Below are 13,704 nucleotides of genomic sequence, written 5' to 3' on the forward strand. Positions count from 1 at the left end.
CGTTCGGGATGGCGGATTTGGGCTTCGCTCAAGCGCCGCGCGGGCTTGCTGATACGTCATCCGCTCTGATCAAGTGGATGACGTATCATTCGAGGCGCACCACGACGCTGTCGCTGGCCCCCGTGGCGTCCATCACCGAGATGCGGGCGAACCCGGCCCCCTCCGGCGCCCAGGCCGATTGGCGCCGGGCGCCGCCCGCCACCGGCAGGCCGTCGACCATCCAGGTGAGCGGGGGCACGCCGCCGAGGGCCTTCAGGGCGAGGCTCGCCGGGGGCGCCGGCTCGGGCTCCGAGAGGCCGAGGTCGATGCGGGCGCCGTCCGGCGGGTAGGCGATCTTGAGGGCCCCCCCTAAGGCCGCCGACAGGGTCTTGGGGATGTCCCGCCGGATGTGGCGCAAGGGGGGCGGCAGGCCGGCCGTGGTCGTCACCAGGGCGTCGCGCGGCATCGGCACGGGGTCGGGCTCGCCGCCGAAGCGGGCGAAGGCGTCGAACAGGATCGGCGCCGCGACCACCCGGCCGACGAGGCCCGGCACGGCGTTGCCGTCCGGCCGCCCGACCCAGACCGCGATCGTGACGCGCCGGTCGAACCCCACCGCCAGGGCGTCCCGGTAGCCGTAGGAGGTACCGGTCTTGTAGGCGATCCGGCCCGCCAGGGCGTTCTCCGGCGGGGGCGCGCCGCGCAAGGTGTCGGCGACGTACCAGGCGGCGACGGCCTCCGTGATGCGGGCCTCCGGGGCCGCCTCGGCGGGCGGCCCGTCGAGGCGGCGCACCACGTTCGGCACCAATCCCTGTCGGGCCAACCCCGAAAACAGCCGGGCGAGGTCGGTGAGGGTGATGCCGAGGCCGCCGAGGGCCACCGGCAGGCCCGGCCCGGTGTCGCGGGGGAGATCGACGCGGGCGCCGCCTGCCCGCAGGCGCGCGATGAACCGGGCGGGGCCGACTGCCTCCAGCAGGTCCACCGCCGGCACGTTCAGGGAGAGCTGGAGGGCGCGCCGCGCCGTCACCGTGCCCTGGTAGCCGAGGTCGAAGTTCTCCGGGGCGTAGGCGCCGGCAAAGCGCACGGGCCGGTCGTCGAGCTGCGTCTCGGGATGGGCCAGCCCCGTCTCGAAGGCCAGCGCGTAGATGAAGGGCTTGAGGGCGGAGCCCGGCGAGCGGATCGCGCCCGTCATGTCGATGGCACCCGCACGGCTCGCGTCGAGGTAGCCGGGGCTGCCGACCTGGGCCAGCACCGCGCCGGTGCGGTTGTCGATAGCGAGGATCGCCGCCGAGATTCCGGGCCCGAGGGAAGCCGCGCGTTCGGCGGCGAGGGTCTCGAGGCTCGCCTGCAGGCGGCCGTCGAGGGTGAGGCGGACCATCTGCGCGGCCGGGTCGGCGGCACGCGCCGCCTCCGCCGCGTGGGCGGCGAGCATCGGGAAGGATTTTCGCAGCGTCGGCACCGACTCGGCGCGGGCGGCCTCCGCCTCGGTGGGCGTGATCACGCCCTGCCGGGCCGCGATGGCGAGGACCCGGTCGCGGGCGCGTCGGGCCGCGTGAGGGAAGCGGTCCGGCCGCCGGGCCTCGGGCGCCTGCGGCAAGGCGACGAGGAGCGCGCTCTCGGCGAAGGACAGCCGCGCGGGTTCCCGCCCGAAATAGGCCAGACTCGCCGCCCGCAGGCCCTCGACCGGGCCGCCATAGGGGGCGAGTGCGAGGTAGAGGTCGCGCACCCCGTCCTTGCCGAGGCGCCGCTCCAACTGCACCGCCCGCACCATCTGGCGGAGCTTGGCGGCCAGCGAGCGCTCGGCGCGGGGCTCGACGAGGCGGGCCACCTGCATCGACAGGGTCGAGCCCCCCGAGACGATGCGCCCCGCCGTGAACCACTGCCATGCGGCCCGCAGCGTCGCGGCCGGATCGATGCCGGGATGCGTGGCGAAGCGCCGGTCCTCGTAGGCGGTGAGCATGGCGAGGTAGCGCGGATCGACCTGGGATCCCGTCACCGGCAGGCGCCAGCGCCCGTCGGCGGTGGCGAACGGGCGCAGCAGGCGTCCCTCTCGGTCGAGCACCACGGTGGAGCGGAGTTCGGCCTGGGTGAGGTCGAGGGGTGGAAGGGCGTCGACGAAGCGCCAGAGGGCCAGGGGCGGGAGCAGGAGGAGGAGGAAGCCTGCGACGATTGCGAGACGCCCTCCCCCCTCTGCGGGGGAGGGTGGTCGCGGAGCGACCGGGAGAGGGGCAGCGACGTTTCCGGAGGGGTCGCCCCCTCTTGCGGGACGTTGTCCCGGCCCGCCTGCCCCGCAGGCACCCTCCCCAGCAGAAGGGGGAGGGTTCAGGCGACCCGTCTCCACGGCCCTACTTCGCGCTCACGGTCATCGCGCCGAATCCCGTGCGCCCGAAGCGCTCCGGCCGATACATGTCCTCGATGGTGGCGGCCGGGTGGACGTAGGTGCCGGGCGAGACCGCCCGCACGGTGTAGGCGACCCGGAAGAAGGCCGATTGCGCGGGGGTCCGCTCGTAGGCCGCCACGAAGCGGTCGTCGCGGAACTCGGTGTGGACGGGGGCCACGTCCGATTTGGCGAAGGCGAGCCCGGTCAGCGCGTCGGCGTCGAGGAGCTTCGGATTGTCGATCTCCAGGCCGGCGGGCAGGCGGTCGACGAGGAGGAGGCGCCCGGCGCTGGCCTTGGCCTCGGTGACGGTGAGCACAACCACGAGGCGGTCGTTCTGGCGCACGCCCTGCGCGAGGTCGACCGGGCTGCCGTCGAGGCGGTAATAGCGCCGCTCGATCGTGTAGCCGCGCGCCTCCGCCGGCTCCGGCGCGATCGGGTTACCGGAGACGCTGACCACGGCCTGCACGGGCTGGTTGCCCGCGTTCACCAGGGTGACGGGTTTGCCGTCCAGGGCGGCGGCCCGGTAGCTGCGCGCCACGGCGCCGCTCTCGGGGCGGCCGTCCAGGGTGAAGCGCAGAGCGTCGGATTCCGCGCTCAGGCCCTCGGCGGCCAGCACCATCCAGGCCTCCTCCTGGGTGCTGGTCGGCCGGCCGCTGGCGCGCTCCGCCGCGATGAGCGCGCCCAGGGGCTGGATGCTGTCGCGGGCGAGCCCCGTCTCGGCGGCCAGCGCCAGGAGGCCGGCGCCGTCACGCAGGCGCGAGCCGTAATCCGGCCGGTAGACCGGGCTCGCGGGCGTCTCCCGGAAGCCGGCCATCGCGGCGGTGAACGCCTTGGCGGCCCGGCCGCGATCCCCCAGCAGCGCCAGGGCGGCGGCGATCTGTCCCCGCGCCAAGGGCGTGGAGAAAGCCGCGAGCTTGGTGTCGGCGAGGTAGCGCAGGTCGCCCATCACCGGCCGGCCGTTGCGGGCGAGCACGTAGGCCGCGTAGGCGATGTCCATGCCACCCTCGCCGACCTCGGTGGTGTTGGCCACCGCGTTGCGCAGGCGGTCGAGGGCGTTGGCGAAGGCGGTCTGGGGCACGGAAAAGCCGCGCTCGCGGGCCCGGGTCAGGAAGTCGGTGACGTAGGCGTTGAGCCAGGTGTCGCTGGCCCCGTCCGTGGACCAGAGACCGAAATCGCCCGCCCCGTTCTGGCGGCCGAGCACGCGCTCGATCGCCTGGCGCACGCGCTCGTCGGCTTGTGGGTCGATCCCGAGCCTGTCGAGAGCCGCGAGGCGGTTGACGTAGAGGAGCGGCATCGCCCGGCTGACGGTCTGCTCGGAGCAGCCGTAGGGATAGCGGTCGAGGGATTGGAGCAGGGCCGGCACGTCGATGCCGGCCAGATTCGAGGCCGAGAGCGAGACCGTGCCGGTGCCGGGCAGGATGTCGGCCAGGAGCTCGTCCGAGAGCTTCAGGCTGGCGCCGGGTTCGAGGGTCTGCACGGAGCGGCGGGCGAGCGCCCCCGTGCCGGGGCCGATGTTCAGGGCAAAGCTCTGGCCGACGCCCTCGGGCAGGCCGGGGCCCCGCAGGGTCAGGTCGATCCGCGACAGGCCCGGCCCGGCGGCGGTGATGGGGATCACCAGCGCGCCCTTGGCGCCCGCCTCCAGGCGCAGGGTCTTGTGCACCGCCTCGGCGCCGACCAGGACGGAGCCGGCGAGGTCGAGGTCCACCGTGTAGTCGCCGGCCTGCCCCTCCACGTTGTCGATGGCGACGTGGAAGCGCGAGCGGTCGCCGACGTTGAGGAAGCGCGGAAGGGTGCCGGTGAGCACCACGGGATCGCGGATGATCACGTCGGCCTGGGCCGCGCCCACCTTCGCGCGGCTCCAGGCGGTGACCATCACCCGGCCGGTGCCATTGAAGGCCGGCAGGGGGAAGCTGACGCTCGCCCGGCCGTCGGGGCCGACGGTGATCGGCCCCGAATAGAGCGCCAGCGGCGCCTGGGTCGGGGGCGAATCGGCGAGTTCCGCCGCCCCGCCGTCGCCGCCGGAGCGGATGGCGCCGAGCGTCCCCTGCATCCCGTCGATGAGGTATCCGTAGAGGTCGCGGATCTCGGGGCCGAGGGCCTTCTGGCCGAAGAAGTAGCCGAACGGGTTCGGCGCCTCGTAGCGGGTGAGATTCAGGATACCGACATCCACCAGCGCCACGCTGACCCGGGCCTCCTCGCCGGATTTGAGGCCGGCGAGCTGGATCGGCAGGGTGAGGGTCTCGCGCGGGCGCACCTTGGCCGGCGCCGTCAGGGTGACGCCGAGGGTGCGGCTGTCCCGGTCGACCCCGAACCAGGCCACGCCCAGCGCCCGGCCCGGCAGGCGCTTGGCCGCCTGGTCGAGGGGCCGGTAGGCGGTGGCGACGAGGTAGGCGCCCGAACCCCACTCGGCCTTCACCGGGATATCAACGGTGGTGCCGGCGGCCGGCACGTCGACGGTGAGGAGCGCGTGCAGCTTGTCGCTGACCACGGCGAGCGTCGCCTGCCCCTTGAACTTGGGCTGCAGGCGGGCGTGAAGCGTCTCACCGGCGGCGTAGGCCGCCTTGTCGAGGCGCAGGTCCAGGAGGTCCGGCACGTCCGCCGTCTCACCGCCGCTCCAGCCCACCGTGAAGGTCACGCTCGCGGTGGCCGCCGGGCGGCCCGGCACGCTCGCCTCCAGCCGGTAGGTGCCGTAGCTCACCGTGGCGCTGACGCGGCCCGGCGCGTCCGGCGTCAGGTCGAGGCGGCCGTCGGCGATGCGCCGGGTACTCGTGACCGGCTCGTAGGACCAGCGCCCACCCTCGCGGTACCATTGATAGGTCTTCTCCACGCGCTGGAGCGTCCAGGCGACGTTGCCCTGCGCGAGGCGCTGCCCGTCGGGTGCGGCCATGACCACGTCGAAGCCAGCGACGCCGCCTTCCTGGATGTCGCCGCCGAAAGTCTTGCGGATGGCGAGGACCGGTCCTTCGGGCAGGATCGGCAGCGTGAGACTGCGGCTGAGTGCACGCCCGCCGGGCTCGCCCACCTGCAGGGTGATCTTCGCCTCGACGGGGCGCGGGGCGGCGAGCGCCTGCACCGGCACCACGAGCCGGGCCTTGCCGGTGGCGTCCGTGGTGGCGCGGGCGTCGATCTCCGTCGAGGACGCCTCCACCCGCTCGTCGTCGAGGCCGACGGAGAATCCCTCCAGGCCCTTGATGCCGTTGCCGGCCGATTGCTGCACCAGCACGGTGCCGGAGACCTCAAGGCCGGCGCCCGGCGCGCCGTAGAGGTAGCGTGCGGCCACATCGATGGTGGCGGGCGCGCCTTTCGTCAGCGTCGGCGCCGCACTCGACAGCGTCACCTCCAGGCGCTCGGGGACGTAATCCTCCACGAGGAAGCTCGCCTCGCCGATGGCCGGCGCCTTGGGGTCTGTGTAGGCCGCCACCCGCCAGGTGCCGTGCGGCGCGCCCGGCATCAGCGGCAGCGCGAGGGCGCGCCCGCCGAGGCCCGCATCCGCCACCTGGGCGCGGCGGTACTCGACGCCGTCCGGGCGCTTGACCACCAGGGTCAGCGGGATTTCGGGCACCGCGACCCCTTGCGCGTCGCGCAGGAGCCCGGTCAGGTGCACGGTCTCGCCCGAGCGGTAGACGCCGCGCTCGGGAAACACGTAGGCCTCCACGGCCCCCGGCTGCGGCCGGCCCTTCACGCCGCGATCGGTGAGGTCGAAGGCCGACTGGCCGAGGTCGAGGAAGCCGTAATCGTCGCCGATCTGCGCCACCACGAGGCCGGGCGCGATGCCCCCCTCCCCGCGCGCAAGGCCCGGCGCGAAGGCGACGTGGCCCTGGCCGTCGGTCTTGGCGGTGGCCAGGACCTCGTTGTTGCGCGCCACCAGCCGGATCTCGGCGCCGGACACGGTCTCGGCGGAGGCGAGCGAGCGGGCGAAGACGTGGACGCCGTCGCGGCCCTTGAAGGCGGTGAGCCCGAGATCCGAGACCACGAACCACTGCGTGGCCTGCTGCTCGTAGCCGCCTTCCTCGTCGGTGGACGAGGTGGCTCCGCTGGCCTGCGCCAACATGATGTAGATGCCGGGCTCCAGCTTGCCGACGGCCTGGAGCACCGGGAAGGCGGTGACCGCCTCCTGGTTCAGCTCGGCCTTGGCGGTGTCGAGCACACCCTTCCAGACGCGCTGGCCCTTCTGGTCGGCGATGGTGCGCGCCGTGGCGCCGTTGAGCTGGGACAGGAAGTCCTCGGCCCGCAGCGAGGGCAGCAGGCCCCGATCGCCGACCCGCAGGACCTCCACGTCGATCTTGGCCGCGTTCACCGAGACCAGGGGCACGCCGGCCTGTCCGGTGCGGGGCAGAACGTAGTTGCGCCCGGTGAAGCGAACCTGGGGCGAGCGGTCCCGGACATAGACCTCGTAATCCGCCGCTTTGAGCAGCCCTTCGCCCGCCGCCGAGGGCAGGCCGGAGCGCACCACGAAGGCGTAGCGCTCGCCGTGCTTGAGGCCGTCGACGCAGACCTGCTGGCCCGTGGCGGTGACGGCGGCGTTGGCCGCGCCCGAGACCGCGATGTAGGGCGTGAAATCGGTCTTGGCCGCCACCCCTTCGGAGAATTGGAAGCAGATGCGGGGCGCCGCGGCATCCGAATCGACGGTGTAGTTGAGGATGCGGAAGCCGTGCTCGGCCCGTAAGGATTCGTAGGTCTCGCGCACCTCCGCGTCGTCGGAGAGGGCGAGGCTGGCACGATAGGCCTCCAGCGCCGGACGCCACTCGGATTCGGCGGCCTGGACCGCGCCGAGGCCGGCCAGCGCCTCGGCCTCCGCCGACGCGTTGCTGGCGCGCAGGTAGCCCTGGTAGGCAGCGGCCCGCGCGTTGCGGCGCAGGCGAAGCCGGCTGGCGTAATCGCCCGTCTGATTGTCGTTGCCGACCGCGCTGGCCGCGCGCGCATAGGCGAGCCAGTTCGCGGGGTCGCCGGGCTCGGCCGCCACCGCGAGACCGAGCGGCTTCAGGGCCTCGGCCGGCTTCTCGGCCTCCAGCAGGGCTTCGCCCTCGGCCCGGGCCTTGCTGGCCGGCTTGGCGGCCCCCGTCCCCGCCTCGCTCTTCAGGCTGGCTTCGAGGCGCACGCCGTCGCTGGCGAGATCCTCGCGCAGAAACGTCTTGGGAGCCAGCTTCGGCATGACCTTGGCCAGCGCGCGTGCGGCAAGGGCCGGATTGGGGGCCTGGGTCTGTGACTGGGCTTTGGCGGGCAGCGCCGTCACCCCGGAGAAGGCCAGCGCGCACAGGAGGGGCGCGGCCCAGAAGCCGCCTCTGGTCGATCCCGACATGTTTCCACCCCACCGCCCGGATGCCGACGCGTCGTGCCGGCAGCGGACGGAAACGTACCACTTCGGGCTTGGCCCGCAACGCCCTAGAGCCGCCGACCCGACTGAATCAGGCTGGCGGCGCTAGGCATTTGTTTTGCCGTGCCTTTTGGCGGCGAACCGGTTTCCGCTTCGTCGGAATGAACTCTAGAATTCGGGCCCGGGCTCTGCCACACCGGACGGAATCTCGCAGGGGGCGCGATTCGACCATGATACGACGCGGGCGGACCATCCGGTGCATGGCCGGACTCGTGATCGGGGCTCTTTCAGGGTCCGCCGCCGCGCAGACGCCGCCCGCACCGGCCCCCGCCAAAGCGGCGCCCGTCAAGCCGAAGCCGGCGGCGCCCGATCCGGCCTTCGAGGCGGCCCGGGTCGCGTTCGAGGCCCTGCCGGAGGTCGAGCGCAAGGGCCTCCAGGATGCCCTGGTCTGGACCGGAGAATACAACAGCGTGGTCAGCGGGGCGTTCGGGCGGCGCAGCTACGAGGCGCTGCAGGCCTACGCCGCGCGCAGGGGCGGAAGCGGAATGCCCGACGCGGCGGCCCGCGCCGCCCTGCTTCAGGAGGGCGCCGCGGCGCGCAAGGCCGCGGGCTTCACGGTGAAGCCGGACGCGGCCAGCGGCGCGGTTCTGGGCGTGCCCGAGCGAATCCTGCCCAAGCGGACGGCGCAGCCCGGCGGCACCCGCTGGCAGAGCGCGGACGGGCGCATCACCCTCGAAACCAAGTCCTTCTCCCCCGGCGAGACCGGGCTCGAGGCGGTGTTCGCCCGCGTCACCGGGCCGAGCCCGGAGCGGCGGGTGACCTACAAGCTGCTGCGGCCCGAATTCCTCGTCGTCACGGCCGAAACCCCCACGGGCAAATCCTACATCCGCTACGCCGCCGGGGCGGCCGGCCTGCGCGGCATCACCCTGGGCTACGACAAAGCCCTCGCGGGCGAGGTCGACCGGCTCGCCATCGCCATCGCCAATAGCTTCGCGCCCTTTCCCGACGCCGTGCCCGCAGCAGCTTCGGGTCCGGTCGCGGCGGCTCCGGCGCCCGGAGCGCTGTCCGCACCGGCTCCGCTGCCGGCCCCCGTGCGAAAGGCGGCCCCCATCGCCACCGGGCTCGTCGTGGCGCCGGGGCGGGTGCTCACAGGTGCGGCGGCCCTCGCCGGCTGCCGCTCGCCGGCCGTCGCAGGGTTGCCGGCACGCGTGGTCCCCGGTTCGGGGACGGATCTGGTGCTGCTGGAGAGCGCACCGCTCGCCGGCCGTACGCCGGTGCTGCCGGCCCTGCGCGCAGGCGCGCTCGCGGCGGGCGAAGGGCTGGTGGTTCTGGGCGCGGAGGCGGAGGGCGTCGCGGTGGCCCCGGCGGAGGCCGGCGCGGCGGGCGCGCGGATCACGGCGCCGCTGCAACCCGGATCCGGGGGCGCCCCGGTCCTCGACCGGTCGAGTGCCCTGGCGGGCCTCGTCGCGGCCTTTCCGACGGCGCCGCGCCTCGTCGCGGGGGTGGTGCCGCCGGCGAGCTACGCGCTCGTCCCGGCCGGCACGGTCGCGGCCTTCCTGGGGCAGGCGGGACTGGCACCGCCGGCGGCTGGGCCGGCGACCGGCGCCGGCACGCTCGGCGCGGCTGCCGCGTCCCTCTCGGGCGCGGTCGTCGCCGTCACGTGCCAGCCCTGAGACGCGCTCAGATTCGTCCGGTGAGGAGCAGCACGATCAGGATGATCACGAGCAGACCGCCGAGGCCAAAGCTCGGACCACGGTAAGCCCCGCCGCCGAGGAAGTTTCCACCGCCGAGGACGATCAGGATCAGCACGATCAGAAGGATGGTGGTCAGGGTCATGGATGGGAACTCCGTCATGCGCCCAACCGGAATTGCTTGAGCTTGACCGTACAAACGTCGTCGCGGCGATTCCGTTCAACGGTCCGTGCGGCATAATCCCTGCCGTTTCATCTTTCTTGGGACGCCGGTTTTTCTCAGGCCCGATACGGCCGTTCGCCAGCGCGAAGCGGGCCCGGATCAGTCAGCTTGCGCAGGCTCCACGCGAAGCCGAGTTCCGTCCTCCCGCAGGGATGGCCGGGCGGGATCGATCGGCGTTCGTCGGATCAGGCCCGCCAATCCGGCAGCGGGTCGGTGGCGGGGCCGAGCCAATCCGGCACCGGCAGGCCGCGCTCGGCCAGGAAAGCGGGATTGAACAGCTTCGAGGCGTAACGCGCGGCGCCGTCGCACAGGATCGTCACGATGGTGTGGCCGGGTCCGAGCTCCCGGGCCAGCCGGATCGCGCCGGCGACGTTGATCCCCGAGGAGCCGCCCAGACTCAGTCCCTCCTCGCGCATCAGGCGGAAGACGATGGCGAGGGCTTCGGCGTCCGGGATGCGGTAGGCGTGATCCGGCGTGAAGCCCGCGAGGTTCCCGGTGATCCGGCCCTGGCCGATCCCTTCGGTGATCGAGGAGCCCTCCGCCTTGAGGGTGCCGGTGGTGTAGTGGGCGTAGAGGGCCGACCCCTCCGGGTCCGCGAGCCCGATCCGCACATCGGGCTTGGCGGCGCGCAGCGCCTGCGCGGTGCCCGCGAGCGTGCCCCCGGTGCCCGCCGCGCAGATGAAGCCGTCGACCCGGCCCTCCGTGGCGGCGAGGATCTCCGGCCCGGTGGTCTCCACATGCGCCTGCCGGTTGGCGACGTTGTCAAACTGGTCGGCGAAGAAGGCGCCGCCCGGCTCGCTCTCGGCCAGGCGCCCGGCCAGCCTGCGGGCGGCGTGGACGTAGTTGTTCGGGTTGGCGAACGGCACCGCCGGCACCTCGACGAGACGGGCCCCGGCGAGGCGCAGGGTCTCCTTCTTCTCGGCGGACTGGGTCTCGGGGATGACGATCACCGTGCGGTAGCCCCGCACTGCGGCCACGAGCGCCAGCCCGATGCCGGTGTTGCCGGCCGTGCCCTCCACGATGGTGCCGCCGGGGCGGATGGCGCCCCGCGCCTCGGCCTCGCGCACCATGAAGAGGGCCGCCCGGTCCTTCACCGACAGGCCCGGATTCAGGAACTCAGCCTTGCCCAGGATCGTGCAGCCGGTCTCTTCGGACGCGCGCGCGAGCCGGATCAGCGGCGTGTCGCCGACGGTCGAGAGGATGTCGGGATGAAGGGGCATGCGCGGGCCTCCGACGCGTTGAGGGTTCCGGGAGTCGGCGGCTGCCGCGCGCCTCAGGCCGCCAGCGCCCGGTTCACCGTGGAGCGCAGGTCGGCCAGGGAGAAGGGTTTCGTCAGCACGTCGGTGACGATGGCGTCGAGGCCGCGGGCCCGCTCGCGCTGGTCGGCGAAGCCCGTCATCAGCAGGATGGTGAGGTTGGGGAAGTCGCGCTTGGCCGCCAGCGCCAGGGCGATGCCGTCCATCAGCGGCATGCGGATGTCGGTGAGCATCAGGTCGAACGCGCCGTCCGCCTCGGTCAGCCGGTCGAGCCCGTCGCTGCCGTCGCTGGCCGTGACCACGGCATGCCCGTCGATCTCGAGGCCCCGCTTGAGGAAGCCCCGCACCGTCTCTTCGTCATCCACCAGGAGGATGCGGGCCATCGCGCGTCTGTGTCTCTCTCGGATCCGGGCGTTCAGTCACGCAAGGGCCGGCGCGCCGTGTCAAGGGACCGGCGGGCACAGCCGGCCCGACAGCACCGGTTTTGCGGCGAATTGTTCGTAGCCGCGGCGGAAATGCGTCTCCCCCGCCCGCGCGACGGAGCGCGCCGGGCTCAGGTGCCGCCGAACAGGTCGGGCTCGCGGCTGTCGTAGTCCACCAGGCCGACGAAGGGCAGTTGCCGGTAGGCATGGGCCACGTCCATGCCGTAGCCCACCACGAACACGTCCGGGCAGGTGAAGCCGACGAAATCCGCGTCGATCGTCACGGCGCGCTTGCCGGGCTTCTCCAGCAACACGGCGGTGAGCACCCGCTTGGCGCCTCGCGCCATCAGCAGGTCCTTGGCGAACACGATGGTGCGGCCGGATTCGAGGATGTCGTCGATGAGGAGGACGTCGCGTCCGCGCACCTCGCTCTCCACGTCGCGCAGGATCTCGACTTGTCCCGAAGAGACCGTGGCGGTCCGGTAGCTCGAGAGGTGGACGAACTCGGCCTGCGGCTCCAGCCCGACCCGGTGCAGGGCGCGCAGGAGGTCGGCGGCGAACATGAAGCTGCCCTTGAGCACCGCCACCACGAGGAGGTTCTCAGGATTGGCGGCGGCGATGGCGGCCGCGAGTTCCTCGGTGCGCCGGGCGATGGCGGTTTCGTCGAAGAGGACGCGCACGCGTCGTGAAGTGCTGGTCATCCGCGTTCCATATCACGGGTGTTTCGCGCTGGCATCGCCCTTCGCGGGCGTCTCGTCCGCCGCATTCGCAAAATGCACCCGCACCGAGCGCCCCTGGGCCGGCGGGGCCGACAGGCTCGCGCGGAAGCGCGCCGTCTCGCCCTTGTCCAGGACGGGGCGCGGGGGGGCGATCTGCCAGCGGTACAGGGGCTGGTCACGGCCGTCGCGCACCTCGACCTCGATCGGCGGAACCTCGGCCCCGGCAGCGGCGACGCCCACCAGATCGCCCTCGACGACGAGCTGGCCCTGCGCCCCCTCGCCCGGAACCTGGAAAGCCACCACATCGCGCAGATCGAGGCCGCGCAGATTCACGGGCAGGCCGGCGCGGGCATAGAGCCCGGCGCTCTGGGGCATCGCCCGCACCACCCCGGTGCGTCCCAGGACGGCGAGGCCGAGCCCGGCCACCAGGGCGAGGCCGAGGGCGGCGCCGGGGGAGGCCAGGGGGAAGCCGCGTCCCTTCGCCTTCGCGGGTTTTGGCTTCGTGCGGGGCCGGGAACGCGGCTCCTCGACGGAGGGAGCCGGCTCCGGCTCGGCGCTCAGGGCCGCCTCCCAGGCGTCGAGGTCGGCCTGGGCCGAGGCGCGGCTCTCCGCCGCGTCGGGATCCGTTCCGGAGGCTGCCATCATGGCCGCGCTCATCTCGGCCTCCAAGGCGGCCGAGACCTCGTCGGGGGAAATGAACCAGGTCTCGCGGCAAGCGGCGCAGCGGACCGAGCGCCCTTCGGCGCCGACGCGATCGAGGTCGATCTGGTATTCGCTGGCGCAGGCGGGGCAGACGATCAGCATGTCCAGGCGATCAACATGGGCAATCGGCGCCTCGGGTGGCGATCGGCAGTTGCCGGTTCGGGCAAAAAGACTCACACGGTTCTCGGGCAACGCGGTTAACCATCCGTGAAGCGTGCGGTCCGTAATCGTGTCCCGGCGGGTTATGCTGAGGGTTCGCCCGGACGCGGATGGCCCGGCGACCGGGCGGGCATGAGGGAGGGACCGTGGCGGATCGGGTGAACACGCAGTCGCTCCTGACCGGGGCCGAGGAGCCGGTGGTCCAGTTCGAGAGCGTCGGCATGCGCTACGGCCTCGGACCGGAGGTGCTGAGCGATGTCAGCTTCCAGATCGCGCCGCGCTCGTTCCACTTCCTCACCGGGCCGTCGGGAGCGGGCAAGACCACCCTGCTGCGCCTGATCCTGCTCTCGGTGCGCCCGACGCGGGGTCTCGTCTCGGTCTTCGGCGAGGAGGTGAGCGGCATCTCCAGCGAGGCGCTGACCAACCTGCGCCGACGCATGGGCGTGGTGTTCCAGGATTTCCGGCTGCTCGACCACCTCACCACCTACGAGAACGTGGCGCTCCCCTTGCGCGTCCAGGGCCGCTCGGAGACGAGCTACCGGGCCGAGGTCGTCGAGCTGCTGCGCTGGGTGGGTCTGGGCGAGCGCATGCACGTGCTGCCGCCCCTGCTCTCGGGTGGCGAGAAGCAGCGCGCCGCCATCGCCCGCGCGCTCATCGCCCGCCCCGAATTGCTGCTGGCCGACGAGCCCACCGGCAACGTCGATCCGGGCCTCGGCCGGCGCCTGCTGCGCCTGTTCATCGAACTCAACCGGCTGGGCACTTCCGTGCTCATCGCCACTCACGACTTCGCCCTGATGGACCTCGTCGAGGCCCCGCGCTTCGTGCTCGGCGACGGCCGCCTGACGGTCGAGACACGGTAGGC

Annotated in this window: 9 protein-coding genes; 2 read left to right on the forward strand and 7 right to left on the reverse strand. The window is 73.0% G+C overall.

Translation table 11 applies throughout. From position 1 onward, the window contains the following. Positions 1–85: 85 nt before the first annotated feature. Both pbpC and MFF30_RS02375 read right to left on the reverse strand, forming a co-directional pair. Positions 86–2,317, reverse strand: coding sequence for a penicillin-binding protein 1C (gene pbpC / locus MFF30_RS02370; RefSeq protein ID WP_373320830.1), 2,232 nt, complete (start codon positions 2,315–2,317; stop codon positions 86–88). 4 nt (positions 2,318–2,321) lie between these two features. Beyond that, a complete protein-coding gene (locus MFF30_RS02375; RefSeq protein ID WP_238276079.1) occupies positions 2,322–7,655 on the reverse strand; it encodes an alpha-2-macroglobulin family protein in 5,334 nt (1,777 codons plus the stop codon). Positions 7,656–7,930: 275 nt separating this feature from the next. Here MFF30_RS02375 and MFF30_RS02380 point away from each other — a divergent pair, with 275 nt between their 5' ends. Next, positions 7,931–9,343: a serine protease gene (locus tag MFF30_RS02380; RefSeq protein WP_238276081.1), complete on the forward strand. Its 1,413-nt coding sequence runs from the start codon at positions 7,931–7,933 to the stop codon at positions 9,341–9,343. Between the two features lie 7 nt (positions 9,344–9,350). On the opposite strand, the gene MFF30_RS02385 is transcribed toward MFF30_RS02380, so the two are convergent. The 5 genes from MFF30_RS02385 to MFF30_RS02405 all read right to left on the reverse strand — a co-directional run bounded on the left by MFF30_RS02385 (position 9,351) and on the right by MFF30_RS02405 (position 12,785). Further along, on the reverse strand, positions 9,351–9,506 hold the full coding sequence (locus MFF30_RS02385; RefSeq protein WP_238276083.1) for a DUF3309 domain-containing protein: 156 nt from the start codon (positions 9,504–9,506) through the stop codon (positions 9,351–9,353). Positions 9,507–9,769: 263 nt separating this feature from the next. Continuing rightward, complete coding sequence (locus MFF30_RS02390; RefSeq protein WP_238276085.1) at positions 9,770–10,804, reverse strand: cysteine synthase A; 1,035 nt, start codon at positions 10,802–10,804, stop codon at positions 9,770–9,772. Between the two features lie 53 nt (positions 10,805–10,857). Further along, positions 10,858–11,223 carry a response regulator gene (locus MFF30_RS02395; RefSeq protein WP_056476559.1) on the reverse strand — a complete coding sequence of 122 codons (366 nt, stop codon included), beginning with the start codon at positions 11,221–11,223 and terminating at the stop codon, positions 10,858–10,860. 170 nt (positions 11,224–11,393) lie between these two features. Beyond that, a complete protein-coding gene (gene hpt, locus MFF30_RS02400) occupies positions 11,394–11,963 on the reverse strand; it encodes a hypoxanthine phosphoribosyltransferase (protein WP_238276087.1) in 570 nt (189 codons plus the stop codon). Between the two features lie 12 nt (positions 11,964–11,975). Next, entirely contained in the window at positions 11,976–12,785 is an 810-nt protein-coding gene (locus tag MFF30_RS02405) for a zinc-ribbon domain-containing protein (RefSeq protein ID WP_238276089.1), read from the reverse strand. 167 nt (positions 12,786–12,952) lie between these two features. Here MFF30_RS02405 and ftsE point away from each other — a divergent pair, with 167 nt between their 5' ends. After that, on the forward strand, positions 12,953–13,702 hold the full coding sequence (gene ftsE, locus MFF30_RS02410) for a cell division ATP-binding protein FtsE (protein ID WP_373320831.1): 750 nt from the start codon (positions 12,953–12,955) through the stop codon (positions 13,700–13,702). The last annotated feature ends 2 nt before the right edge of the window (positions 13,703–13,704 follow it).

The organism is Methylobacterium goesingense (assembly GCF_022179225.1).
In the GTDB taxonomy this organism is placed as follows: Bacteria; Pseudomonadota; Alphaproteobacteria; order Rhizobiales; family Beijerinckiaceae; genus Methylobacterium; species Methylobacterium goesingense.